Below are 25042 nucleotides of genomic sequence, written 5' to 3'. Positions count from 1 at the left end.
GGGACTTGTCACGTAATCCATTGGATACGCGTGGTTCCCTCTCCTTTTTAAAGGAGAGGGCTAGGGAGAGGATTATTATTTAATTTTCAACATTTAAAATATACAATCAATCCAAAAATCACACCAAAAACAATATGACCATCAAAAAGTATCATCCATCGCCAAACTCGAAGACTTAGGACGAATTCAACTTTCAAAGTCTTTCTTTATGCGTGACTTCCTCTATAGCGAAATCGCTAATTGGTATGGTGTACCCAACTTCCCCGACCATCCTGACATTGCCATTCGCACAGGCAAAGAACTCTGCCAACAACTGCTCGAACCACTCCAAGATAAATTTGGACGAATTGCGATTCGCTCCGCTTATCGCTCACCAAGCGTCAACCAACTTGGTAATGAAAAAGGACATAACTGCGCCAGTAACGAGAAAAACTTTGCCAGTCACATTTGGGACTATCCCGATACAAAAGGTTATGGGGCAACGGCGTGTATTGTCATTCCATCATTTTTAGCACTGTATGAAAAAGACCAAAGCAATTGGCAACAACTCGCCTATTGGATTCATAATAATTTGAATTACAACCATCTACAATTTTTCCCAAAACTTTGTGCATTTAATATTGGCTGGCATGAACAGCCTGCACGAGAAATTTATAGTTATATTCAGCCCAAAGGCTATTTATTACGTGGTGAGGCGAGAATAAAGAATTTGAGCAGTTTTATCCTGATCTTATTTAGTTTTACCTTTTAAATCACCCCTCCCCCTTGCGCAGCAGTACTGCTCATCCAAGTGGGAGAAGGAGCTTCCATTACCCATTAAATGCCATCAAAAATTTAATATTGGATATTGAAAAGGTCTTTAAAACAAGCACTAGTGATAAACTGCACTGTGGTGCAAGGGAGAGATAAATATTTAAATTTTAAAATGAAGAGCAGATCAGAAATTATGCGCTCCTCACTTCATGCCTCTTAACATATTCTTAGCCCCTGCATGATTATAATTATTGGCTAAATTCTGCAAAATACGTTTTACCTGTGCATCTGAATTTGGAAAACGACTCCGATAACTCGAAACACCCGTTAAACAACGTGCCACCAACATACCAGATTCTGTATAAATACGTGTACCCTCTGCGCCCTGTAACTTGCCATAGTTATAAGCACGTTGTGCATTATTACAGGCATTAATCTGATTACGCCCACTATTTAAATCACGACGCGCAGCGACATATAAACGTGTCTGTTGCTGTTGTGGTGTTTCAACCACACGTGGTGGAGCTGTTTTTAATGATGCAACTACAGGCTCTTTTTTCTCTTCAGGTTTTTCTTTCACTTCAGCAACTTTAGTTGCATTTGTTGTTTTTGGATTACTTGGAGCTGCTTTAGGTGCAGTCTTTGCAGATGTAGAAACCGCTCGGTAAAAACGTCGCGCTTCATCTTCAGACATTATTTTAGTGACCAAACTCACCACTCGCGCTTCACCACGCTGTTCCGACTGGCGCTCTGCCACAGGCTCAATTGAGACAATCCAACTATCACCCTGACTACCTACACAGCGGTATGCCCCAATCCCCTGTTTTACATCTCGATAAGTATTGAGTAGTTTTTTAGACCATGCATTTTTGACTAAACTCATTGAGCTTTTATAGGCCAGCGTTAAGCGTCCATTTTGTGACTGACAATAGCTGCCCATATATTTACGTGGAATCATAGATTCAGCAGGCTGATCTTTGCGCTGTGGCCCCCAATAATAGACATATTCTTTAGCAGCACCACTGGGCTGATTTAAGTTTTTTTGAACAATCAGTTCTTGTGCAGATGCAAAATGCTTCACCGAATTTGGGCTAAATTGATCAACTGTTGCACAACCAAATAATAGGCTGCCAATTCCCCCAATCAAGAGTAATTTTTTGCAGGTCACGTCTCAATTCTCAATTGTTTTTATATCAATGAAAATATATGAATTAGCGGAAAATAACAAATACAACACCTTGATTTTATAGTTAATTAATCATAATTTTATTTGAATCAAGTTTGATATTTTTATAAAACAATCCAATTCATCACAGTTTTTTATGATTTTGAACACTAGCACCAGTATTATTTTTATACAACTGTTCAGATCAATTTATATTTGGCAGTCACCACTCTAAACATTCGAACGCGACATCCACAACACTTATGAATGTCGCCATCAAAACTATTGATCCAAGGTCGATTCAAATGCTTTTAAACGCTTATGAATAGACAAGAGCTCAATAATAGTCGGCCAAGACGCGATGAGGTACTGGAACGACTCACGGACTTTGCCAAATACGTTGGCGATTTGCATCATCAAGCCCAAGGTAATTGCCCCTGCGGCAATGCTTGGGAATAACACAAATAAGCCGTAAATATTGTCTAATTGCATATACCAAATACGCACCAAGTTAAAATAGGCGTAGTGGAAATATAGACGGAAATAATTAAAGCGCACCTTGCTAAACAGTTCTTTTAAACTCAGCGGATCGGCACGTTCTGGATGATCTTCACCATAAACCAGTTCTTTACGATATGCAGCTTCGACTTTTTGGTTGTTAAATTCCAAACCTGGAAGTTTTGCACCCACCACCATCAACACCACCGTACCAAATACTGCCCAGCCAACAGCCGCCCACACTAAGGCATACGGAATTTCCCCAATTATAGGCAAGGCTTTGACATGCACAGACAAACTAAACAGCACAGGTAAAAATGCCAACAAAGTCATTAGGGCTTCGACTAAATTCACCCCTAAAGTTTCCATGGTTCTGGCAAAACGCATGGTATCTTCTTGAATACGCTGTGATGCACCTTCAATATGTCTGAGTTTTTCCCAATGTGCGGTGTAATAATTATTCATTGCCGTACGCCAACGGAAGACATAGTGACTGACAAAAAACAAGTTCAAAACCATTAAGGTCACAGCCACCATGGCGATGTATAAAAAGGTCAGCACGCCTGTATAGAGCTCATTGACATCTCCACCACCACTACTGAGCATTTTTTGAATCAGGTCATAAAATGGGTTGTACCAAGCATTCACCACAACATTGACTTGTACCCCAAACCAAATATTAAACAGGATGAATGCCGATCCCCATACAGACCAGCGCTGCCATGGGTGATTTGCTTTAAGTTTCCAGAAAATGGCAAACAGCGTCGTTGCCACAAAAAACCACAGGTAAAACCATAAAAATGCAGGTGACCAAAAACGGCTGACATCGATGGGTAATGTTGCTTCAGCATAACCTTGCGGAAGGCCAATCAAGCTACCCCATGCGCTACCGCCTGAATACCACAAGGCTAGATTGATCGCGAACCAAACAAGCAATGAAATAAAAAACCACTTTGGATTTGGAAAAAATGACTTAAACATGCAGACAAAAAGCCTTTATTTTTTAAATTGGAATGTAAAACCCAGTGCCTTCACCACTTAAAAAAGCGTGGATGGATACTTTAACTTTTATACTTTATACGCTGTTTTTTCAGCAATAATTTTATTTTTATACTGAAAACTGTAAATTTCATCAATCGGCTATATTTTACTGCGCTGTTCATTTGCCATTCATCTAAAAAATTAAATGAAATTGCAATTTTTCTCTATATTTTTAAAGTGTCAAATTATGCAGTATTGGAGATATTTATTGCGTTTTTTTGACCAACCATTTAAATACCAAATGTTTAAACCCGACACAAATTTACGATTTTGTGTAGATTATTCATCAATTTACTATATAATACAGTTGATTAAAAATAACTCATTTAGGGTGCGGTATGGAATCTCCAACAGAAAACATTGCTATTGAGCTACTTGAACCTATTGTTCTACGTAAAGAAAACTGCGCACCAATTGAATTCGAGCAAGGTACAATTTTAAAAGTTTTATTGGTTAATCCTAACTCCTACTTGGTTACCGTAGACGACGAATTTAACTTTACTGTCTCTTTAGAAGATGAAAATAAGGTGTGGCGTAAACTTTAATTACTGAGTCGCCACAAACTTTAATGATTGAATGTACGCAAAGCACATTCAATCATTAGATAAAGCTTGATAAATACGCTACTGCTTTCATGGCTTATAAAAACTAAACTTTCATTACACCTATCAATCACAGCATCCTTTTAATTTTTCAGAAGTCCACTTCGGGTATGGCTCTCTGAAAATGTTGCCTAAGATTCAGTTTTCAATCCTCTGTATATCATTGTAGATTTTGCAACAATCTCATCAAAATCACCTTTATATTGGGCAAAATGAGATAAAAATTAGCTTTAAATTTTCATCTTATTTTCTCTATAAAAATCAATAAAATATACCAATTGATCAAACCAAAACAACAACAGCAATGACTTTAAATTCACTTTTACAACTAAGCAAAACCAAAATTAATCAAAAATTATGATAAGATCATGCTTCTTGTAAAACACATTTTTTTATAAAGATGAGTTGCTTAAGCAATTTTTACTGTCTTTAGTGTGTTTTATTTTTTCTATTTTTTTAATTCACATCCTATTTTGACAAGATCTACTTGATCTCTAAATTTAGGATTGTATTTGCTTATTTTTATAATGCGGATATTTAAAATCCTGAATTGTGTCACTCAAAATTGGAGAAGTAATTAAGAACTCAAAAACTAATGGAGATAGCAATGGATCGAATTGCAATTATTGGCGCTGGCCCAAGCGGCATGGCCCAATTAAGAGCGTTTCAGTCAGCAAAGGCCAAAGGTCTACAAGTTCCTGAAATTGTATGTTTCGAAAAACAAAATGATTGGGGTGGACTCTGGAACTATACTTGGCGCACAGGTATAGATGAACATGGCGAACCTGTCCACGGCAGTATGTACCGTTATTTATGGTCAAATGGCCCTAAAGAAGCGCTAGAATTTGCCGATTATACTTTTGATGAACACTTCAAAAAACCAATCGCGTCTTATCCGCCACGCGCAGTGTTGTGGGATTATATTCAAGGTCGTGCAGAAAAAGCACAGGTGAAAGACTTAGTCCGCTTTAATACCGCCGTTCAGCATATTCATTATGATGATGCGACGCAAAAATTTACGGTTGATGTCGAAGATTACGCACAGCAACGTCATTATTCAGAACAGTTTGATTATGTTGTGGTGGCCTCTGGGCACTTTTCTACCCCGCGTGTCCCTGTTTATGAAGGCTTTGATCAATTCCATGGTCGTATTTTACACGCGCATGATTTCCGTGATGCACTGGAATTTAAAGGTAAATCAGTGCTGTTGGTGGGCAGCAGCTACTCTGCCGAAGACATTGGTTCGCAATGTTATAAATACGGCGCCAAACAAATTTACAGTTGCTATCGCAGTAAAGCCATGGGCTTTAAGTGGCCCAAAAACTGGTCTGAAAAACCACAATTACTGCGTGTAGATGAAAATACTGCTTATTTTGGTGATGGAACATCGGCCAAAATTGATGCCATTATTTTATGTACGGGCTATTTACACCACTTCCCGTTTATTGAAGATGGCTTGCGCCTCAGAACGCATAACTGCCTTTATCCACTAGGTTTATATCAAGGTGTGGTTTGGGAAAAGAATCCACGTTTGTTCTATTTGGGTATGCAAGATCAATGGTACACCTTCAATATGTTCGATGCGCAGGCATGGTTTGTCCGCGATGTGATTTTGGGCAAAATTGCGTTGCCAAGCATAGACGAAATGCAAAGCCATACCCAAACCTTGCATGAAAAAGAACAACGCTTAATGAGCGATGAACAATCTGCACGTTTTCAAGGGGATTACATCAAACGCCTGATTGCGCAGACCGACTATCCATCTTTCAATATTGATGCAGTACACGATATTTTCATGCAATGGAAAAAGCATAAAAAAGAAAATATTATGGGCTTTAGAGATAAAGTTTATCGCTCAGTGATGACAGGAAAAATGGCTAAACCGCATCACACACCATGGCTTTATGCACTAGATGATTCTTTGGAAAGTTATCTAGAAGATGAAGCTCAACGTGAGGCAATGTAAGGCGTAATCTAAAAGATCAAAGTAACGAAAAAACAGCTACAAGCCTCAAAAGTTTTGCTGATGAGGCTTGTGGTTTAAAGATTTATTTCAACTTAGCGTTATTTTAGAAATAGCGCTGATTATAAGTCTGACTTAGCACGTTTTAAGGCTTGTTGCCAACGCGCTAAATGTTCTGCACGCTCTGCTTCATTCATTTGGGGTTCAAATACCCGATCTAACTGCCAAGATGCTGAAATTTCAGATAAGTCAGAAAATACACCCGCCTTTAAACCTGCCATAGCTGCTGCTCCCCAAGCGGTTGATTCCAACATTTTAGGACGTAACACAGGCACATTTAAAATATCGGCTTGGAATTGCATCAACATATCATTTTGACTAGCACCACCATCGACTCGAAGCTCTTTCAGTGGATGATCTAAATCGGATTGCATCGCAGTGAGTACATCCGACACCTGAAATGCAATGGATTCCAAGGCAGCACGGGCAATATGTGCCTTGTTGGTGCCACGTGACATTCCACATAAAAGCGCTCGCGCTTCACTGTCCCAATGTGGCGCACCAAGCCCTGTAAATGCAGGAACTAGCACTACACCATCGCTAGAAGTTACACTATTGGCAAGTTGTTCCACATCGCTGCTTTTTTGGATAATACCCAAACCATCGCGCAGCCATTGCACTACAGCACCTGCCATAAAAACACTGCCTTCAAGGGCAAAATGGGTTTGATTTTGACATTGCCACGCCAAAGTAGTGAGTAACTTATTTTGGCTAAATTGCACCTGATTGCCTGTATTAAACAACATAAAACAGCCTGTGCCGTAGGTATTTTTTGCTGTACCAACTTCAAAGCACGATTGCCCAAACAACGCCGCCTGCTGATCGCCTAAAATACCTGTAATTGGGATATTCGCCCCCAATAAACCCGTTGCGGTATCTGCAATATAGCTGTCGGATGCAATAATTTTAGGTAAAACTGATGCGGGAATTTGAAATAATTCCAGCAATTCTTCATCCCAAGTTTGGTGATGTAAATTCATCAACATCGTTCTTGAAGCATTACTCGCTTCAATGACATGCTCTGCGCCTTGGGTCAAATTCCAGATTAACCAACTGTCGATGGTGCCAAAAGCCACATGCCCCTGCTGTGCCAATGCTTTTAATCCATCGACATGCTCAAGCAGCCACACCAGTTTGCCTGCACTAAAATACGGATCGATACGCAGACCTGTTTTTTCCTGAATCAATTGCATCTGATTATTTTGAATCAGGTGATGACACCAATCAGCCGCACGACGATCTTGCCAAATTATTGCAGGCGCTAATGGTTTGCCTGTGCGTTTATCCCACACCACTGTGGTTTCACGTTGATTGGTCACACCAATTGCGCGAATGTCTTTAGCCAAAATACCTGCAGTCGCCAGAGCCTGTTGCACCACAGCAATTTGATTTGACCAGATTTCTTGAGCATCTTGCTCCACCCAACCTGAATGTGGGGTCTGAATATGGGTTTCTCGTTGTGCCGTTGCCTGAACTTGTCCGTGTTCATTGAAGATGATAGCGCGACTAGAGGTTGTGCCTTGATCGAGTGCTAGTAAATAACTCATATTTTTTATTGTGTTTGACTTGAAAAATAAAATATTAGCGCAATTATGTAACTAAGCGCATCGAAATGTGTAATTGTGCAGAAAATACATCGTAATTTTTGCCAGCTATGCTATGATTGCGCTGTGATATGGGGATGTTATTGGCTTCGACGCTGATGATGAAGCTCATAGATGCATGCCGAGAGCGCATTTTCTCTCGTAAATCAAATTTGCATTAAAATAGTCGCAAACGACGAATCTTACGCTCTAGCTGCCTAAGGGCCGCTTGTCCGCTTCACTGAATACTTGTGGTCAGTGAACCCGACTGAAGCGCACGCACACAAGTCCGTATAGAGTTGAGCCTCGGGACTTTATACCAAACTTAGAGGATCGCACTTTAAACCCTGTTCGTCGGGTCTTAGAGTGTTAAAACAATAGACGATATCTAAGCATGTAGTATTCTCGAGTGTAGTGTTGGCGGACGCGGGTTCAACTCCCGCCATCTCCACCAAATTCTTAAATTCATATGAAGTTACATAACTAAATATGACTAAAAAAGCCTTAAACATCAGTGTTTAAGGCTTTTTCTATGGGTTTTGCGTCCAATGCTATCCAGAACAAATTGACCCAAATTTGAATAAATTGGGTCAAAATTGCGTCAATTTGACCCACAACTTTTAGATCTATAATGACCTGAAGCGAAGTACATCTCTCAAACAACCCTTGTCATAAATTTGTAATGTTTGTTGCTTATAAATTCTTAGAAATTTCAACTTTATATTTTAAGGTTCAGGAATGTCAGCAAACATCAGCTTAAAGTATCTAAATTCATTGATCAGTGATGCTCAGACTAAAGGCAATAAAATTGAGAAAATATTATTGGGCTATAAGGCTTATTATTTTTTCATGTCAGATAGTGATTTCCATAAGGCAGTGACTAGCTCTGCACTCTCGCCAAGCAAACGTAAATATAAAGACCATAAAATTAAAGTGACCCAAGACGACTATCAAATTGAGGTAAAACTTCACGAAAAATGATCAGGATTGCTCACTTTTGCACAATACAGGTTCAAATCCACTTTTAGGATTTAAGCCTTTTTATTGGACGGTTTATTCATCTCCAAACATTTTTCGCTTTCATCCCCCAAACCGAATAACTCTCCCGCACAATAACAAAATAGATTATATTCTCCTTAATTGATAAAAAATTATGCGGAGTACACATGCAGGTATTTCCCTTAGGCAAGCGAACGATTTCCGTGATTGTGGTCATTGTAGCTTTGGTTTTATTGTTAATTTACGTAGTCTTACGCACAGGCCCATTTGCCCCTGTCAACGTCACCCTCACGCAAGCCAAATATCAATCCATTCAACCTAGCCTGTTTGGCATAGCTACCGTTGAAGCGCGTTATAACTATAAAATTGGCCCAACTGCAGCAGGTCGCTTAAAAAACTTAAAAGTAGATATTGGCGATAACGTACAAGCAGGACAACTGTTAGGCGAAATGGATCCTGTCGATTTGGAAGATCGTTTATTGGCTCAACGTGCGATAATCCAAAAAATTACCGCTCAGCAACAAGACACTCAAATCCGTCAAAATTTTGCGCAGCAACAAGTCAAGCGTTATCAACAACTGGCCAAAATCAATGCCACCAGCCAAGAATCTTTAGCCATTAAACAACAAGAGCTCGATTTGGCAACGGCGGCACTCAGCGCGATGCAACAAGAACTCAATAAAGCACGCGCAGACTTAAACACCTTACAAGCACAGCGCGATAATTTAAATTTAGTGGCCACAGCCGCAGGTGTCGTCACTGCACGTTATGCAGAACCGGGTTCAACAGTCGTGGCAGGTCAAACAGTACTAGAAATTGTCGATCCTAACTCCATTTGGATGAATGCCCGTTTCGATCAATCCAGTGCGATTGGTTTAGCTGCAGGTTTACCTGCTCAAATTCATTTACGTTCACGGCAAAATAATGCTTTGGCAGGTCATGTGTTATGGGTAGAACCCCGTGCCGATGCCATTACCGAAGAAATTTTAGCCAAGGTGGTTTTTAATCAACCACCAACGCCTCTTCCGCCTTTGGGTGAGTTAGCAGAAGTCACCATCAGCCTCGCACCATTGGCACGCAGTTTAACCATTCCCAATGCGGCAGTTCACCGTATCGATAACCAAGTGGGGGTGTGGAAAGTTGCAGCAGAAAAACCACAATTTGTTGAAGTTCAATTGGGACGTTCAAATTTAGCGGGCGATGTGCAAGTGCTCGCAGGCTTATCTAAAAATGATCAAGTGGTACTGTATAGCGAAAAACCACTGCATGCCAAAAACCGTTTACGGGTTGTGAAGCAACTTGCAGGAGCAGCTAAATGATTAGTCTAGCAGGTCGTGATATTTTCCATTCATGGGGTAAATTTGTATTTACTGGCTTTGGACTCGGCTTGCTGATTGGTGTGACCTTAATTATGGCTGGCGTGTATCGCGGCATGGTAGATGATGCCAAAGCCCTGCTGAATAACAGTGGTGCTGACCTATGGGTAGTACAGCAAGATACACTTGGCCCTTATGCAGAACCTTCAAGTGTGCGTGATGATTTATATCGCAGCGTGATGAATATGCCCGGGGTGGCGCATGCTTCAAATATTACTTATTTAACCATGCAAGTGCATCATCAAGATAAAGATATTCGCTCGATGGTGGTCGGGATTCAAACAGGTGAACATGCGTGGAATAACTTGGGGTGGCCGCCACATTTATTGGCAGGACGTCAATTGACCCGCGGGCACTATGAAGCCGTAGCCGACATGAGTACGGGATTAAAGTTGGGTGATCGTATTAAAATCCGTCGTAACACCTTTACCGTGGTGGGTTTAACCCGACGCATGGTGTCTTCGGGTGGTGACCCGATGATTTTTATTCCGCTGAAAGATGCACAACAGGCGCAATTCCAAAAGGACAATGCTGCCATTTTACAAGACCGTAGACGAATTGCAGTAAACCCAATTTATAACCGCCCTGCTTATCCTGACTTGCTTGAAAGCGTACTCAATGCACAAAGTAGCAACCGTTATGTGAATGCTATTTTAGTCCGTTTAAATGCAGGTGCTTCAGCTGAAGAAACAGCAGCACATATTCAGCGTTGGCAACAACTAACAGTCTATACCCGCCCGCAGATGGAACACATTTTAATCAGCAAAATGATTGCCACATCCGCCAAACAAATTGCCATGTTTTTGGTGATTTTGGCCTTGGTCAGCGCCGCGATTGTGGCATTTATTATTTATACCCTGACTATGGACAAAATTCGTGAAATTGCGGTCTTAAAATTAATTGGCACACGCAATCGCACAATCGCTTGGATGATCTTGCAACAAGCACTCGCGCTTGGATTAATTGGGTTTGCTGTTGGTAAAATCAGTTCAACCTTTGCCGCACCATATTTCCCGAAATATGTCTTATTGGTTCCGCAAGATTCTATTTTTGGATTTATTGCGGTGATGCTGATTTGCATGTTAGCCAGTTTGGTTGCAATTCGGATGGCACTGCGCATTGACCCTGCCGAAGCAATTGGGGGATAACATGACACACGGCATTTTAATTGAAGGTTTAAAAAAGCGTTTTGGACAAGGTGACAATGCCTTTTATGCCTTAAAAGATGTCAAAATGCAGGTTGCACCCGGTGAAGTGGTTGGGCTGATTGGCCCCTCAGGTTCGGGTAAAAGCACCTTGCTCAAATGTTTAGGTGCCGTGATTGATCCTACCGAAGGACGCATGACTTTGGGCGATGAGGTGATTTTTGATCAACGTTGGTTAGTCAAAGACTTAAGTGCCTTACGCCGCGATAAAATTGGTTTTATGTTCCAAACCCCGTACTTAATTCCTTTTTTAAATGTTTTGGATAATGTAGCGCTGCTGCCGATGTTAGCAGGCGTAGCCAATGACATTGCCCGCGCCCGCGCATTGGAAATTTTAACGGCGCTCGATGTGCAGCATCGGGTACATGCCATGCCTGGGCAATTGTCTGGTGGTGAACAACAGCGTGTCGCCATTGCACGTGGTTTGATTAATCAACCGCCTGTGATTTTAGCCGATGAACCCACTGCACCATTGGATAGTGTACGCGCGATGACCGTGATTCGCTTATTACACGAAATGGCAGAAAAATTTCAAACTGCAATTATTGTAGTCACACATGACGATAAAATCATCCCTACCTTTAAACGCTTGTACCACATTCGAGATGGTGTGACTTATGAAGAACAAGGCGAAGGACGTCCTTTTAAGTAGGCTCTAAAGTTTTCAGCGCTGGAAACTGATGTTTTAGCTCAATATCAAAAGCAATAAAATATCTGCATTTCAAGTTACATGCGACACAATGCTAAAAAACGGTTGATGTGGTATTCTGATAGCATCAGAAATGCAAAAATATAATACTTACTAGCTTCATACTGTTCTTGGAATTTAATCAAAATACGCATATATTGATTAAATAGAGCAATTTATTCTTAATCCAAGAATTGACGCGCTAACCATGAAACTTAATCACCTAGAGGTTTTAGATATGTCAACTAGAAACCGAACCAATGAAAGTGAAATCGCTACAGCTGCAGCTGACGTTTTGCGTGAACGCTTCATTGCAGTAGCTCACAGTGATCGAGTACTTTATGTGGAAAATGATGCCTTAGTCAGCAAAACCCCGAATGGCAAACCAGTTTTAATCAAACAGTTATCTGGTCGGAACCCTGATCTAGCCCGCCAGTTTAATGGTCGCAGAACCTTTAAAATTAGAAAACGTAACATAGAGGCTACTGCAGAATAATTTATGTTGCCAAAAACACCTCGAATCAGAATGTTTGCGGGTCCAAATGGATCGGGCAAAAGTACGATGATTAATGGTTTAGATAGCCGTTTATCTAAATTGTTTTTGAATGCTGACAACCTTGAGCGCGATCTTAAAGCCACACCCATTCTTGATCTAAGTCAATTTGATATACGCATTAATGCAAACATATTGGTTGATTATCTTACTCAAGCAAGTCGACCACTAAAAAATGCAGATGGTACTCTAAGCAAAAGTCCTCTCCTCTCAGTAGATCCTGTGATTGATGGAAGCTTAATCGACTTAAGCGGGAACACGATTGATTCCTACCTCGCAGCCCGAATTCTTGATGTCATCCGTAAAGAGTTACTTACGCTTAAGGTTGGATTTACATTTGAAACCGTAATGTCTCATGAGAGTAAAATCGAGTTTTTGCGAGATGCTAAAACGCAAGGCTATCGTACCTATTTATACTTTGTGACGACTGAGGACCCTGATATTAATGTGGACCGAGTTAAACAACGTGTGAAAAATGGTGGTCATCCAGTCGAAGAAATTAAAATCCGTGAACGCTATTTCCGCACTATGCACATGTTGATTGATGCGATTGAAGTATCCGACCGAGCGTATTTATTTGATAACTCAAGTAATGCGACCAAGAATATGGCTTCTTATATCTGTGAAGTGACTAACGGAGATACATTGATCATTAATCCAGATTTTAAAGGAGAGTTTCCGATCTGGTTTGAAAAATATGTACTTGTTCATTTGGTTGATGAAGAATAAAAAAACCGCGCTTGAATCATTCAAACGCGGTTTTTTAAATATTCACAGGTCAGTAAACTGAACCCATCGGCATCTTACTCAGCCAACATTTTACTCAGTATTCATAGCCATTGTTGATTGACCATTGCTGCAATTTGCCATAATAGATTTCATCGTTGAACAGTAGGTCTGCTTTAGAGGCAGCATTACTTTCTTCAGTTGGGCAGAAACCATCATCACAATCGGCATCGACAACCCAGCAACCACGAACGAACAATACTTTATTGCCTTCTTGCTCCAGTTGTTTCTGAACGCGATCAATCGCTTCATGTAAGTCATCTGCGCCTAAATATGCGGTCAAATACGCATAAGAGCCTGTTTCATCGGATGCTTTGCGGAACTCGACACCCACACAAAATAAATGTTTTTTCATTCTTGGCTCCTTGTCATCTTATACAGCTAAACTAATCTTTAATTTGGTCTAGGTCTAGTGCTTTTTCTTACACTTAACAATACGTTACCTATTCACAATACTGCAGTTCAAAGTAAAAACATAGTATCCAAATATTAGACTTAAGCCATAATCGCTGTATAAATGAGGTAGAACGCAACACCAATGACTGTTGTAGCAAATACCTTTTGTACAGTATTGCTATTCATGCGATGTACCAAAGTACGTCCAAGTAACATCCCGACAATACACGCCAGAACAAAGGTGATGGTGACTGCCATTGGGTACTGAAAGCCATCTAAAACGTGTGCTGAAATACTCACGCCACCAATCAGGAAAATAATCATCAAAGAGGTTGCGACGATACTGCGCATATCCAAATCGGTAAATTTACGCAATAACGGCACAATAATAAAACCACCGCCCACACCCAACAAACCCGTCAACAAGCCTGCAATTACACCAACACCACCAAGCAAAGACGCCGTTTTAACATTCCAAATTAAGCGTCCTGTGTTTTGGTTTACCTTACACGGTGGATTAATTTGGTCGTTGACTTTATTAAAGAAAATACGATACGCCACAATAAACATGACCAGACTGAACGCCAGTGTTAACCAAATGGGCGGGACAATACCTGCCAAATGCACCCCATAACGTGCAGATGGAATACTGATTAAGGCAATCCACAATGCAGCACGATAACGCACAATACGTTTGAACAAGCCTTCAACTGTGCCAACCAAAGCTGCCAAAGTGACTGCCAATAAACCCACGGGTGCAGCCTGCACCACAGTCCAGCCCTGACTTGTCATAAGTGCAGGAACGGCAAGAATACCGCCCCCTGCCCCTGTCAAACCCAGCAAAGTACCAATCGCCAAGCCTTCTAGGATTAACATCCACATGCGTATTTTCCCCTATTCCATCACTGTGTTGTGCTGTGCAAGCATTACTTGCCGCAAACTTTATTGGCAGGCAAAGCCACATCAATATGTTTTGGATAAGGCAGTTTTAAATTCTGCATGAGGGTAATAAATTCCGCTTTGGTGCGCCCTTGTCCTAAACGCGAGTTATTGCGTTTTTCCTGCCCAACGGTAGAAGACACACGCCCTTTGTAGTCATGCCCTGGGTACACCAAAGTGTCATCAGGTAAGCTAAAAATTTGTAGATGAATGCTGTCATATAAAGTCGCTGGGTTGCCTTCCTGAAAGTCAGTACGACCACAACCATCAATTAACAACGCATCGCCAGTGAATACCATGCCATTGACCACATAGCTGGTACAGGCGTTGGTATGACCCGGGGTATAACGTGCTTCAATCAACAATTCACCCACATGAATGGCGCTGCCATCGGTAATGAAAATATCGCCACACACCACACCTGAATTACGATGTAATACAGTTTTACAACCAAAACGTGTTCTGAGTTCGTTGGCAGCAGTAATATGGTCAGCGTGTACGTGCGTATCTAAGCTATACACCAATTGCAAATCATGCTGTTCTAGAAAAGCAGCATATTGCTCAACCTCTGAAATTACAGGGTCAATCAGCACCGCTTCACGGGTTTGTTCAGATGCCAATAAGTAAGTATAGGTCGAGCTGTCAGCTTCAAAATATTGATGAAAGATCATGAGATAGATACTGAGTTTTATATTTTGTTATTCTTAATTTTGCAAATATAGTGCCAACTTAATCTCTTTTAAATATATTAATAAAATACAATATATTAAGAGATATTGTTTAATTTAGATCATCCTCCATGTTTCACATCTGTTGCATTTTGTGTTTCAATTGAATCAATAATGAAACAAAAGATGAAACATCATGAATGCGATACATGACTTTGAACAACAAGCCAGTCTTGAAAGCTTTTTGTTTCATTTACAACAACTTTGTCCAGACAGTTTGCTCTATGTTTATGACGACATTGCTCAAACATGGATTTATGAATATGCACAAGATGCTTCTGTTTCTGCAGCTACGGGTAAAACATTAAAAAATCAATTATTGAAATTAAAACTACAATCACAATCAGCATCACAACCACAGACAGGTCTGCTGCAACTCCCGAATAGTGCTAAGGCATGGCACTACCACAGCTTAAATATTCGTGTCCATACAGCCGATTTCACAGGATGTTTATTCTTTCTGCAGCCTAGCGTTGCAACAGTGTCATCACAAACACTCACCCCATCTGCCCAAGCACAAAATAGTTTGGCGGAGTTTTTCCATAGTGATTCGCCACAAATGCAGCATATGTATTCCATTATTGAACGGGTAGCGATTACTGAGTTTCCTGTTTTGGTGCGTGGTGAATCTGGTAGTGGTAAAGAGTTGGTGGCGCAAGCAGTACATGCACGCAGCCAACGGCATACACAAGTCTTTATTGCGATTAACTGCGCGGCTTTAAATGCCAATATTTTAGAAAGTGAATTGTTTGGGCATGTGAAAGGTGCATTTACAGGGGCAATTCGTGAGCATAAAGGTGTGTTTGAACGTGCTGCAGGTGGTACTTTATTTTTAGATGAAATTGCAGAAATTCCACTGGAACTGCAAGCCAAATTATTGCGAGTATTAGAAACGGGCGAATTCACCCCTTTGGGCGGTGAAAAAGCGATTAAATCGAATGTCAGAATTATTACCGCAACCCATCGCGCTTTACGTGAAGAAGCGCGTTTAGGCAGATTTCGCCAAGATTTACTTTATCGTTTACGGGTGATTCCAATTTTTGTGCCACCACTACGTGAACGTAAACAAGATATCCCTAAAATTGCAGCATTTATTTTGCAACAACAAGCCCAGTTTCAGGTCACGCCACATTTGACCGAGCAAGTACTGAAGGTATTAATCAATTACGACTGGCCAGGCAACGTACGTGAATTAAAAAATACCTTGCTGTATGCATTGACCATGTCAGCAGGTAAAACGGAAATTGATCAACACGATTTACCCGATGAAATTGTGCATGCTAGTTTGAAACTCGCCACAGCTACCCCAACGCCACAACCTATTGAGCTGCCCATCAAAACCAACAATAAAGTAGATAAAGACACACTGCAGGATTTACTGGAAAAATATCAGGGGCAAACTGAATTGGTGGCACAAGCCTTGGGCATTAGCCGAACCACCTTATGGCGTTATCGAAAAAAATATCATTTATGAGGCGGAAGTTTGCTGAATAAAGGACGCTTTGCTTTGATCTGCATATTCATAAATGGTGTCTAAATCTTTTTGAATGGCAGCTGCGACTCGGCTAGGCATCAACTGATTAAGTTTTACAAAGACTTTTTCAGGATAACCGACCTGATAGGATTGACGGTCTGTTTGTAAAAATTGATACAGTTCTTGTGCCACAAATTCAGGTGAATCCACTTTTGTACCCATTTTGATATTCATTTCAATCACATCGGGATTGTTCATACTGGTATTGGTCGCGCGTGGGGAGAAATATCTAAAACGAATGGCAGTCTGACAATACTCTCGCGCCAACGCTTCAGTTGCACCACGCAAGGCAAACTTACTGGCGCAATAACTCACATAGCCAGGATAGCCGATGCTGCCAAAAGTCGAGCCAATATTGATGATCTGACTCGGCTGACTGTCCGACATATATGGAATCACATCCTGAATCAGTTGCAGCGGATAAGCCACATTGACCAACATCATTTGCTCAATGGTATCCTGTGATTGCTGCGCAAACAGACGAAAATCATTCATGCCTGCATTGTTAATATAGTAATGAATCGGCTGTTTTAATGCGGCAAGTGCCTGAATAAAATCATGACGACTGCTGGCATCAATTAAATCACAACGCAGACTGTGTAATTGCAACTGAGGATACTGCTGCGCCAGACTTTGCTCTAGTTGTTGCAAGGTGTCTTGCTTACGCCCAACCAAAATTAAGTTTAAGCCTTTTTTAGCAAAATGATGCGCAATCGCATGACCAATCCCGCCTGTTGCCCCGAAAATCACCGCAGTTAAATTTGACATAAAAGATACTCTCAATTTTAAGATATTCGATACAACTCAATTATAAAAATGCAGGATTCAGTCCCAAGCCCATACAAATATAGAGTTTACGATCTTCTAATGGCACCAATATTTCACGTCTGCCATGCATAAAGCGCTTGTTATCAATGAGCACCACATCACCATCTTGCCAGTCAATTTCTGAGGTTTCACGCTCGCATCGCTCTGCCAACTCTTCCAATAATTCCGCTTGGATTTCGCTGCCATCGGCAAAGTAAAAACGCGGCTTTTCGTAATTATAAGAAGGCCCCAACAAGGTGTTGGCAAAGGTAGGCACAGCTTTTAAATTGTCATGGCGAATCATCGGCATGCTTAAATCGTACTGTACGCCTTCATCATGCGCAGGGCGAATCCGTTGTATAGGAATCATCTCAATAAAATGAGCGAGTTCCTGCTGCCCGACCTGTACGGCATCGGCAATATTGAGTGCTGTCGCCACATACTTTTGCCACATCGCTTTGGGTAAGTAACGGCTGATGGTCATCGGTTCAGCAAATTTCTGCTTCAGTGTGTCAGGCAGTTTTTGCCATACCTCATGTCCATCACATAAAGTAGTCTGCGAACCACGCGAAGCACTTTTTTCACTAAAAAAAGCAATAATATCAGGCGGCATTGGGGTTGAACCATTTTCTATATGCAGTCCCATTGCCTGCGTACCTGCATCTACTTTTTGCGATTGTCGGGTCACATTTTCACGTGCAGGGTCATAGGTCAGCTTTTGGCAAATATTGCTCATCAGCCCACTAAACGCATTCACATCATAATGTTCATTTCTAAGTAAAACCCAACCGTGCTCCACCAAACGATCTTTAATTTGTTGTGGGGAATGTTTGAATTGCTGTTGTGCAATATTCATGTGATTTCTCTCTATCTCTATTGATGACTGACAGGTTGATGTCTATCTGTGAAACATCTCCAAGATCAGCCATTAAATACGTTGTAGGATGTGCCAAAGCTGTCTGATACTGTTGCTGAATGACTGCTCTACGCAATTTTCCGTTATCGGTTAACATCTGATTATTTAAAGAAAAAGGTTGTTCAGCACGGCACCAGTGTTTAATTTGGGCATAATCAGGCATACGGGTATTGGCACGATAAATCGCGGCTGCCAATTGCGCATCTGAACGATGTTCCTCGGCATAAATCACTGCAGATAATGACGGCTGCGCTTCACCAAACACGGCAATCTGTTGAATTTCAGGCTCACTCAAACTGTTCGATTCAACCCATTCTGGTGAAATATTGCACCCAAAACTGCTGACAATAATTTGCTTGATACGCCCCGTGATATATAAATAGCCATCTTCATCAAAATAACCTGCATCGCCTGTGTGAATATCGGCTGATACCGCATCCTGCTCACGCCCAAGTTCATGCATATATCCCAACATGGCATTGCCCTTGACCACCACTTCTTGATTGGCAGCAATTTCGACTTGAACATGCGGTAATACGCGGCCAACACTGCCAATTCTGCGAGCTTCAGGCAGGTTTAAACTCACGACCGATGCACATTCAGACAGACCATAACCTTCATAAACAGGTAAATTGAATTGCTGACACTGCTTGAGTAAATCTGCAGACACCTTGCCACCACCCACGGCAATAAACTTCAAAGTGCGCAAGCCCAAATCGCCGTGTTGATGGATATATTCCACAATCGCTTTGAGCATTTGTGGCAATAAAATCACGCTTTCAATATGATATTGCTGCACGGCATCGACAAAGCGTGAAACATCAAACTCATGGTTGGACAGCAAACCAAACTGACTGACTTCAGCCACCACCACTGCACGCCCCATGTGAAAAGGCACATACACGCCTGCGATATTTTCAAGCAATGTTGCAAATGGAATTAGACACAAATGCCGCCCAAGCTGGCTGCTTTGCAATGCCTGACTTAAAGAGTACGTAATTGAATTAATGGTGGCTTCTGCCAAACATACACCTTTGGGAGTACCCGTACTGCCCGAGGTATAAGTAATTTTTGTAGGCTGCTCAGCAGAATTTGGGGATAAATGCGGTTGTGCTGTTTCAACGCTTAGACGAAACAACTGCCCTTGATATAAATCTGATGGTGGCAAAACCTGTGCCTGAACTGCATCAATCATCTCCAACAAAGCTTCTGGAATAGCAGTATTTCCAATAGCCGAGTTAACATTGGACGGAGTATCGCTTTGTGCAGTATCCGTCAAAATACACAGCAACTCGGCTTGGCTGTCTTGCAGTAAATGTTGCACTTGTGCAGCAGTAAAAAATAAAGGCACAGGAATGACTGTCATTGCAGCTTTACGTGCGGCTAAATCGACCACAATCCAATCGGCCTGGTTCACACCCCACAACGCCAAACGCTGTACTTGATAAGTTGCCAATTCTGCACTGAGCAACTCAACCCGTTGCTGTAATGTGGCATAACTCAGTGTGGTTTGTGCCGTCACAATTGCTTCACGCTCAGGGTCTGTTTGGGCATAGTGATTCAGGTTTTCAAACAACTCATTCATCTTTCAATTTCCGCCTTTCTGCATAACCTTAGGCATAAAAACAATATTGCTGTTGCGTGACCGCCAACGCTGCTGCAACGTCAATCGCCAGTACATAAGGCTTCTGTTGGTAATAACTGCCCCATTGATGCTGTGCATCGCCCAAGGCTTCGGGGTTGGCTTTTTCTAGCACCTGAAAATGCAGTCCCATTTGCTGTAACACATAGCGCACTGCTGCTGTTCCTGTGCAAACTGCCCACGACACATTGTTCTGCGATAAGTGAAAGACCAAAAAAGCCACCATCAATTTGGCTTTGCTCATGTCTTGCGCTGCCAAGTTGCCAATTTCAACAATCTGCGCGCGCGTTACAGGCACTTGGCTCAATTGGGTTAAAATGGTTTCAATGGGTGCACCTAAATACTGTTCCAAAAAGGCTTGGTTTGCGCCCAATGGTTGCATGCCAATCACCACTTGCATGTCGTGGTTTACATAGCCTGCAAACAAGGTATCTGAAAAAGTATTTATGGATGCCTGATGGACTTTTTGGTATTTATCTCGAATAAAATGCTCTAATGCCAAGCGTTGTTCGCTAGCATCTCGGGTCACAGTTGTCACATTTAAATGTTGTGCTGTTGTGTGTGCTTGAATCACCGAGGCATAGCTGTGTAATACATCTAAATGTGGCTGTTCTAGGTTCAACTGTTTTGGGTTCGTTTGTGGTTTATACGGCTGCGCTACAGATGCATACCCGTTGAATTGTTTTTTATTTTTTTGCTGATGAAAATTCGCATCCAGAAAATGCGTTTGACTGGATGATTGAGCATCAAAATTAAATTTGATCATGTGCATCACATTGGATAGAAAATAACTCAATGCTCAAGATAGAAATCTAAACTTAAAGAAAACTTAAGTCGCTACAAACTGTCACAATTCATAAAGTTGTTTATGCACACAAAAAAGGAGCTGATCACTCAACTCCTTATATGTCTAAAACAATAAACTAATCAAAATAAACAGTCATCCAATTAGGCAAAACACAATTGTTCGCGCCCTACCTTAGATTTTAATAGGCATAAGACGCAATTGCCGTTGCAATTGGTTTATCTTCATCATTGACCATCGTCATGCGCATGGTGCAGCCTTTACGCCCTAAACGTAAAGTTTCCGCACGGGCAATAAAATACTTACCGCGTCCCGGTGCTAAGTAATCCACCCGCATATCTACGGTAGCCAAACGGGTGACTTTTTTTATGGTATCGGGCAAGTCGTCAGGTTCAGTTCTTTTATATAACTCACCCATCGCCACAATACCGCCCACACTGTCCAAAATGGTTGCAGCAACACCACCATGTAAAATTTGGAAAGCCACGTTGCCCACCATATACGGTTGCATCTCAATATAGGCTTCAATTTGACCATCGACCACACGCATGCTCATGCCATTGTGTTGAAAAAATGGCGATCCATTAAATGCATTGACCAATTGTCTTAGCACGACATCAATATCGACTTTCGCGCCTAAATGTATATTCCCAGTCCAATTTTTCTCTGCATTACTCATAACGTGCCCAAAAGTCCAAACAACTCAATTTACCAACAATAAAAACAGCCAATGTATGCCCAAATGAAATTTAAGGGGCTACAATAGTCGTCTAGTTTAATACTGATCAGTGAGATTTTTATGACCTATACGTTCAATCGTCCTGCATTTCCTGCCACTCGTATGCGTCGTATCCGTAAAAATGATCAATTACGCGCCATGGTTCGCGAAACTCACTTAACCACAGATCACTTGATTTATCCTGTATTTGTTTTACCAGGACAAAATCAAACCCAAGATATTCCAAGCATGCCGAATATTCAGCGTTTATCGGCAGACTTATTACTCAAAAAAGCCGAGCGTTTAATGCAGCTGGGTGTGTCTAAACTGGCATTGTTTCCAGTCACGCCACAAGAAGATAAAAGCCTGACCGCAGAAGCAGCATGGCGTGAAGATGGCTTGGTGCAAAACACGCTACGCCTGCTGAAAAAAGAATTACCAGAGATGGTACTGATTACCGATGGCGCACTTGACCCTTACACCACCCATGGTCAAGACGGCATTATTGATGACACAGGTTATGTGCTGAATGATGAAACCGTTGAATGTCTGATTAAGCAAGCCTTAAGCCATGCTGAAGCGGGTGCTGACGTGGTTGCACCAAGTGACATGATGGATGGTCGCATCGGTGCTATTCGTCAGGCCTTAGAAAGCAACGGCCATATTTACACCTCAATTATGGCCTACTCTGCCAAATATGCCTCTAGCTTTTACGGCCCATTCCGTGATGCAGTCGGCTCTGCAAGCAACCTAAAAGGTGGCAATAAATACAATTATCAAATGGATATTGGCAACCGTGCCGAAGCCTTGCATGAAATTGCACTGGATATTCAAGAAGGTGCAGACATGGTCATTGTTAAACCTGGTATGCCTTATTTAGACATTGTCCGTGAAGTGAAAGATACTTTTGCTGTGCCTACGTTTGTATATCAGGTCAGTGGTGAATATGCCATGCTTGCTGCAGCCATTCAAAATGGTTGGTTGTCGGACAGCGTGATTATTGAATCACTGATGAGCTGCCGCCGTGCGGGTGCAGATGGTATTTGGACATACTTTGCCGAAGAAGCTGCGCTCAAACTTAAAGACATGGCATAAACAGGCGAGCTTTCATGCATATTGCAATCATTGGTGCAGGCATCAGCGGTTTGTTGTCTGCACTTGAACTGGTAGAGCAAGGTTGCTCTATCAGTATTTTTGATCAACAACAGGCAGCTCAAGCCGCGTCATGGGCGGGCGGTGGGATTCTTTCTCCCATGTATCCGTGGCGCTATCCTCAAGCGGTTAATGACTTAGCCAAATTTGCCAAACCACAATACCTCGCATGGAATGAAAAACTCAAACCAATTACTGGCATTGATTTTGAAATCCATGAAACAGGCATGCTAATTTTTGATGAAGATGATTTTGAGATTGGCCTAAATTATGCTACGCAGCATAATGAGCCAATGCAGCAGTGTGACTATTTAAATCAGGAACAACTTGAACAAGTTAACCCGCACATTGCTGCAAAATTTAAACACGCCTTGTATTTTTCGCAATTGGCCAATGTGCGTAATCCACGCTTATTGCAATCTTTGACCCAATACTTAAAGCAGCATCCCAAAGTACAGTTTTTGGAGCATTGCCCTATCCAGCAATTTCAGTTGCAGGGCGATCATGCACAAGCCATTCAAAGTGCAGATGGTCAGTTGCACCATGCAGATCACTTTATTGTCACCACAGGGGCATGGTCACAGCAATGGGCAGCACAACTTGGTTTAAGTATTCCTGTACAGCCTGTTCAAGGACAAATGCTGTTGTTTAAAACCCCTGCGCAATGGTTGCCTACCATGTGCATGAACAAAGTGATGTATCTCATTCCACGCTGTGACGGACATGTGTTGTGCGGTTCGAGTATGCGTCAAGTCGGTTTTGATACTCGCCCTGATCCTCAAATTAAGCAGGATATTTTAAGCGCTTGTTTGGAAATGGTTCCTGAATTGGCGCAGTTTCCAATTGTGAAACAATGGGCGGGGTTACGTCCTGCTTCACCAACAGGTGTGCCTTATATTGGCCAAACGCCAAACTTTAATAATGTATGGTTGAATTTTGGACATTTCCGTAATGGTTTATGTATGGGCACAGCCTCGGCACAGCTATTAAGACAACTCATGCTTGGGCAAGAGACTTTGGTTAATCCTGCAGCCTATGACCCGAAACAGCTACAAGCTGATCCAATCTGCGCATAATACTCAGCACATTACCCTCTTTTATTTTGAGGGTACTGCTGAACCTAAACAAGCCTCTAACGCCTGTGCAAGTTTTGGATATTTAAAATGGTAACCTGCCTGCACTAAAGCTTGCGATTCAACATATTGTCCATTTAAGACTAATTGTGATTGTTCACCCAGTAACCAGCGCAGTACCAAAGCTGGCAGCACAAACAATGGGCGGCGCTTTAACAACTGTGCTGCCGTTTCTGCAAAATATTGCTGACTGCTCATTTCAGGTGCCACCACATTCAAAATTTGTGCCTCAACAGGATTGGTCATCAGCCATAAAATAGCCTCTAAAACATCTTGCAAATGCACCCATGCCACAGGTTGACGTCCATGCCCAATCCGCCCGACAGCATTTAATCGAATCGGCAATAACATTTGTGGCAGAATTCCACCGCCACGTCCAAAGACCACGCCTAAACGAATAATTTTGGTATTTTGCTGACTAAAACTTAAAGCGGCTTGTTCCCATTGCTGGCACAGCTGTGACATAAAAATATCTTGTGGGTGACTTTGCTCAGTGCAAGGCTGTTGCCACTGCTCAGTGGGATCAATACCGTAATAACCGACTGCAGAACCTGAAATAATACATTTGGGGAAAATACGGCGCTTTTGCAAATATTCATACAGCTGTAGTGTGGTTTGCACCCGACTTTCAATGAGTTGTTGTTTTCTGGCAGTCGTCCATCTTCCCTTTCCAATACTTTCACCCGCCAAATTAATGACATAATCAATCTGATCGGTGTCGAGTTCATCCAGGTGCTGAATCCAACGTAATTGGGGATGTTTAGATACTCGATTGGGCTGTCGAGTCAGCCCCACCACGCGATAATCTTGTGCCAATAAAAATGGCAACAACTGTGAACCAATAAAACCACTTGCCCCTGTAACCAGCACCAACGGTTTATACATCGCTCAGTCTCTGCAGTATTAGAATATGCTGTTAGCTATACGTGATTTCAACCGATTGTTCAAGTCTGAGCCAAATCATCATAGCTGGAGGAGCCGAGTTTCATAAAGGTCTTAT

General features: G+C 41.8%; 24 protein-coding genes and 1 other RNA gene. 13 read left to right on the top strand and 12 right to left on the bottom strand.

From position 1 onward, the window contains the following. The first annotated feature begins 208 nt into the window (after positions 1 to 208). Positions 209 to 751 (top strand): hypothetical protein, encoded by a 543-nt coding sequence (locus FTU58_RS05475; protein ID WP_257222335.1) that lies wholly within the window; start codon positions 209 to 211, stop codon positions 749 to 751. A gap of 204 nt (positions 752 to 955) precedes the next feature. Here the strand turns inward: FTU58_RS05475 and FTU58_RS05470 are convergent, their stop codons facing one another. Together FTU58_RS05470 and sbmA are read right to left on the bottom strand one after the other, a co-directional pair. After that, the gene (locus tag FTU58_RS05470) at positions 956 to 1921 is read right to left on the bottom strand and encodes a hypothetical protein (protein WP_180062181.1); all 966 of its coding nucleotides are present in this window, start codon (positions 1919 to 1921) and stop codon (positions 956 to 958) included. Positions 1922 to 2200: 279 nt separating this feature from the next. After that, complete coding sequence (gene sbmA, locus FTU58_RS05465) at positions 2201 to 3397, bottom strand: peptide antibiotic transporter SbmA (RefSeq protein ID WP_180062180.1); 1197 nt, start codon at positions 3395 to 3397, stop codon at positions 2201 to 2203. A 398-nt stretch (positions 3398 to 3795) separates the two neighbouring features. Here sbmA and FTU58_RS05460 point away from each other — a divergent pair, with 398 nt between their 5' ends. Next, positions 3796 to 4002, top strand: coding sequence for a hypothetical protein (locus tag FTU58_RS05460; protein WP_004975391.1), 207 nt, complete (start codon positions 3796 to 3798; stop codon positions 4000 to 4002). Positions 4003 to 4666: 664 nt separating this feature from the next. Further along, a complete protein-coding gene (locus FTU58_RS05455; protein ID WP_104852384.1) occupies positions 4667 to 6025 on the top strand; it encodes an NAD(P)-binding domain-containing protein in 1359 nt (452 codons plus the stop codon). 119 nt (positions 6026 to 6144) lie between these two features. Here the strand turns inward: FTU58_RS05455 and glpK are convergent, their stop codons facing one another. Next, entirely contained in the window at positions 6145 to 7629 is a 1485-nt protein-coding gene (gene glpK / locus FTU58_RS05450; protein WP_104852385.1) for a glycerol kinase GlpK, read from the bottom strand. Between the two features lie 130 nt (positions 7630 to 7759). On the opposite strand from glpK, the gene ssrA reads away from it, so the two are divergent. The 7 genes from ssrA to FTU58_RS05415 all read left to right on the top strand — a co-directional run bounded on the left by ssrA (position 7760) and on the right by FTU58_RS05415 (position 13215). After that, positions 7760 to 8119, top strand: a transfer-messenger RNA (tmRNA) gene (ssrA, locus tag FTU58_RS05445). Between the two features lie 284 nt (positions 8120 to 8403). Then, complete coding sequence (locus FTU58_RS05440) at positions 8404 to 8646, top strand: hypothetical protein (protein ID WP_004975383.1); 243 nt, start codon at positions 8404 to 8406, stop codon at positions 8644 to 8646. 185 nt (positions 8647 to 8831) lie between these two features. Beyond that, positions 8832 to 9983, top strand: coding sequence for an efflux RND transporter periplasmic adaptor subunit (locus tag FTU58_RS05435; RefSeq protein WP_180062179.1), 1152 nt, complete (start codon positions 8832 to 8834; stop codon positions 9981 to 9983). Next, positions 9980 to 11188, top strand: coding sequence for an ABC transporter permease (locus FTU58_RS05430; RefSeq protein ID WP_136144179.1), 1209 nt, complete (start codon positions 9980 to 9982; stop codon positions 11186 to 11188). Before FTU58_RS05435 ends, FTU58_RS05430 begins: the two co-directional genes overlap by 4 nt. A 1-nt stretch (position 11189) precedes the next feature. Continuing rightward, on the top strand, positions 11190 to 11897 hold the full coding sequence (locus tag FTU58_RS05425; protein ID WP_096902281.1) for an ABC transporter ATP-binding protein: 708 nt from the start codon (positions 11190 to 11192) through the stop codon (positions 11895 to 11897). Between the two features lie 274 nt (positions 11898 to 12171). Further along, a complete protein-coding gene (locus FTU58_RS05420; protein WP_004975373.1) occupies positions 12172 to 12429 on the top strand; it encodes a hypothetical protein in 258 nt (85 codons plus the stop codon). A gap of 3 nt (positions 12430 to 12432) precedes the next feature. Then, positions 12433 to 13215, top strand: coding sequence for a hypothetical protein (locus FTU58_RS05415; RefSeq protein WP_225543583.1), 783 nt, complete (start codon positions 12433 to 12435; stop codon positions 13213 to 13215). A 94-nt stretch (positions 13216 to 13309) separates the two neighbouring features. On the opposite strand, the gene FTU58_RS05410 is transcribed toward FTU58_RS05415, so the two are convergent. The 3 genes from FTU58_RS05410 to FTU58_RS05400 all read right to left on the bottom strand — a co-directional run bounded on the left by FTU58_RS05410 (position 13310) and on the right by FTU58_RS05400 (position 15278). Beyond that, positions 13310 to 13627, bottom strand: coding sequence for a hypothetical protein (locus FTU58_RS05410; RefSeq protein ID WP_004975369.1), 318 nt, complete (start codon positions 13625 to 13627; stop codon positions 13310 to 13312). A 140-nt stretch (positions 13628 to 13767) separates the two neighbouring features. After that, positions 13768 to 14550, bottom strand: a complete 783-nt coding sequence (locus FTU58_RS05405; RefSeq protein WP_180062178.1) for a sulfite exporter TauE/SafE family protein — start codon at positions 14548 to 14550, stop codon at positions 13768 to 13770. A gap of 44 nt (positions 14551 to 14594) precedes the next feature. After that, positions 14595 to 15278, bottom strand: coding sequence for an MBL fold metallo-hydrolase (locus tag FTU58_RS05400; RefSeq protein WP_180062177.1), 684 nt, complete (start codon positions 15276 to 15278; stop codon positions 14595 to 14597). A gap of 193 nt (positions 15279 to 15471) precedes the next feature. Here FTU58_RS05400 and FTU58_RS05395 point away from each other — a divergent pair, with 193 nt between their 5' ends. Continuing rightward, positions 15472 to 16809, top strand: a complete 1338-nt coding sequence (locus FTU58_RS05395; RefSeq protein WP_180062176.1) for a sigma-54-dependent Fis family transcriptional regulator — start codon at positions 15472 to 15474, stop codon at positions 16807 to 16809. Here FTU58_RS05395 and FTU58_RS05390 read toward each other — a convergent pair. The 5 genes from FTU58_RS05390 to FTU58_RS05370 form a co-directional block, all read right to left on the bottom strand. Continuing rightward, positions 16804 to 17637 (bottom strand): SDR family oxidoreductase, encoded by an 834-nt coding sequence (locus FTU58_RS05390; protein WP_004975352.1) that lies wholly within the window; start codon positions 17635 to 17637, stop codon positions 16804 to 16806. The genes FTU58_RS05395 and FTU58_RS05390 overlap by 6 nt on opposite strands. Before the next feature lie 40 nt (positions 17638 to 17677). Next, a complete protein-coding gene (locus tag FTU58_RS05385) occupies positions 17678 to 18532 on the bottom strand; it encodes a TauD/TfdA family dioxygenase (RefSeq protein ID WP_180062175.1) in 855 nt (284 codons plus the stop codon). Further along, positions 18486 to 20177, bottom strand: a complete 1692-nt coding sequence (locus FTU58_RS05380) for an AMP-binding protein (protein WP_180062174.1) — start codon at positions 20175 to 20177, stop codon at positions 18486 to 18488. The genes FTU58_RS05385 and FTU58_RS05380 overlap by 47 nt, the downstream gene beginning before the upstream one ends. Before the next feature lie 28 nt (positions 20178 to 20205). Then, entirely contained in the window at positions 20206 to 21000 is a 795-nt protein-coding gene (locus FTU58_RS05375; RefSeq protein ID WP_179988608.1) for a thermostable hemolysin, read from the bottom strand. Positions 21001 to 21220: 220 nt separating this feature from the next. After that, the gene (locus FTU58_RS05370; protein ID WP_096902274.1) at positions 21221 to 21718 is read right to left on the bottom strand and encodes a thioesterase family protein; all 498 of its coding nucleotides are present in this window, start codon (positions 21716 to 21718) and stop codon (positions 21221 to 21223) included. Positions 21719 to 21838: 120 nt separating this feature from the next. On the opposite strand from FTU58_RS05370, the gene hemB reads away from it, so the two are divergent. Both hemB and FTU58_RS05360 read left to right on the top strand, forming a co-directional pair. After that, on the top strand, positions 21839 to 22852 hold the full coding sequence (hemB, locus tag FTU58_RS05365) for a porphobilinogen synthase (RefSeq protein ID WP_180062173.1): 1014 nt from the start codon (positions 21839 to 21841) through the stop codon (positions 22850 to 22852). A 14-nt stretch (positions 22853 to 22866) separates the two neighbouring features. Further along, entirely contained in the window at positions 22867 to 23985 is a 1119-nt protein-coding gene (locus FTU58_RS05360; RefSeq protein WP_180062172.1) for an FAD-binding oxidoreductase, read from the top strand. 21 nt (positions 23986 to 24006) lie between these two features. Here FTU58_RS05360 and FTU58_RS05355 read toward each other — a convergent pair whose 3' ends face one another. Then, complete coding sequence (locus FTU58_RS05355; protein ID WP_180062171.1) at positions 24007 to 24927, bottom strand: TIGR01777 family oxidoreductase; 921 nt, start codon at positions 24925 to 24927, stop codon at positions 24007 to 24009. Positions 24928 to 25042 lie beyond the last annotated feature (115 nt).

The sequence above is a fragment of the Acinetobacter sp. YH12120 genome, from assembly GCF_013418795.1.
Classification (GTDB): Bacteria; Pseudomonadota; Gammaproteobacteria; order Pseudomonadales; family Moraxellaceae; genus Acinetobacter; species Acinetobacter towneri.
This window is presented reverse-complemented; position numbering and strand designations above follow the sequence as displayed.

Excerpts from the sequence above, each read along its gene's own strand:
- FTU58_RS05475 (WP_257222335.1), top strand. The coding sequence starts at position 209 with ATGCGTGACTTCCTCTATAGCGAAATCGCTAATTGGTATGGTGTACCC.
- sbmA (WP_180062180.1), bottom strand. The coding sequence starts at position 3,397 with ATGTTTAAGTCATTTTTTCCAAATCCAAAGTGGTTTTTTATTTCATTG.
- FTU58_RS05460 (WP_004975391.1), top strand. The coding sequence starts at position 3,796 with ATGGAATCTCCAACAGAAAACATTGCTATTGAGCTACTTGAACCTATT.
- FTU58_RS05455 (WP_104852384.1), top strand. The coding sequence starts at position 4,667 with ATGGATCGAATTGCAATTATTGGCGCTGGCCCAAGCGGCATGGCCCAA.
- glpK (WP_104852385.1), bottom strand. The coding sequence starts at position 7,629 with ATGAGTTATTTACTAGCACTCGATCAAGGCACAACCTCTAGTCGCGCT.
- FTU58_RS05440 (WP_004975383.1), top strand. The coding sequence starts at position 8,404 with ATGTCAGCAAACATCAGCTTAAAGTATCTAAATTCATTGATCAGTGAT.
- FTU58_RS05435 (WP_180062179.1), top strand. The coding sequence starts at position 8,832 with ATGCAGGTATTTCCCTTAGGCAAGCGAACGATTTCCGTGATTGTGGTC.
- FTU58_RS05430 (WP_136144179.1), top strand. The coding sequence starts at position 9,980 with ATGATTAGTCTAGCAGGTCGTGATATTTTCCATTCATGGGGTAAATTT.
- FTU58_RS05425 (WP_096902281.1), top strand. The coding sequence starts at position 11,190 with ATGACACACGGCATTTTAATTGAAGGTTTAAAAAAGCGTTTTGGACAA.
- FTU58_RS05420 (WP_004975373.1), top strand. The coding sequence starts at position 12,172 with ATGTCAACTAGAAACCGAACCAATGAAAGTGAAATCGCTACAGCTGCA.
- FTU58_RS05415 (WP_225543583.1), top strand. The coding sequence starts at position 12,433 with ATGTTGCCAAAAACACCTCGAATCAGAATGTTTGCGGGTCCAAATGGA.
- FTU58_RS05410 (WP_004975369.1), bottom strand. The coding sequence starts at position 13,627 with ATGAAAAAACATTTATTTTGTGTGGGTGTCGAGTTCCGCAAAGCATCC.
- FTU58_RS05405 (WP_180062178.1), bottom strand. The coding sequence starts at position 14,550 with ATGTGGATGTTAATCCTAGAAGGCTTGGCGATTGGTACTTTGCTGGGT.
- FTU58_RS05400 (WP_180062177.1), bottom strand. The coding sequence starts at position 15,278 with ATGATCTTTCATCAATATTTTGAAGCTGACAGCTCGACCTATACTTAC.
- FTU58_RS05395 (WP_180062176.1), top strand. The coding sequence starts at position 15,472 with ATGAATGCGATACATGACTTTGAACAACAAGCCAGTCTTGAAAGCTTT.
- FTU58_RS05390 (WP_004975352.1), bottom strand. The coding sequence starts at position 17,637 with ATGTCAAATTTAACTGCGGTGATTTTCGGGGCAACAGGCGGGATTGGT.
- FTU58_RS05385 (WP_180062175.1), bottom strand. The coding sequence starts at position 18,532 with ATGAATATTGCACAACAGCAATTCAAACATTCCCCACAACAAATTAAA.
- FTU58_RS05380 (WP_180062174.1), bottom strand. The coding sequence starts at position 20,177 with ATGAATGAGTTGTTTGAAAACCTGAATCACTATGCCCAAACAGACCCT.
- FTU58_RS05375 (WP_179988608.1), bottom strand. The coding sequence starts at position 21,000 with ATGATCAAATTTAATTTTGATGCTCAATCATCCAGTCAAACGCATTTT.
- FTU58_RS05370 (WP_096902274.1), bottom strand. The coding sequence starts at position 21,718 with ATGAGTAATGCAGAGAAAAATTGGACTGGGAATATACATTTAGGCGCG.
- hemB (WP_180062173.1), top strand. The coding sequence starts at position 21,839 with ATGACCTATACGTTCAATCGTCCTGCATTTCCTGCCACTCGTATGCGT.
- FTU58_RS05360 (WP_180062172.1), top strand. The coding sequence starts at position 22,867 with ATGCATATTGCAATCATTGGTGCAGGCATCAGCGGTTTGTTGTCTGCA.
- FTU58_RS05355 (WP_180062171.1), bottom strand. The coding sequence starts at position 24,927 with ATGTATAAACCGTTGGTGCTGGTTACAGGGGCAAGTGGTTTTATTGGT.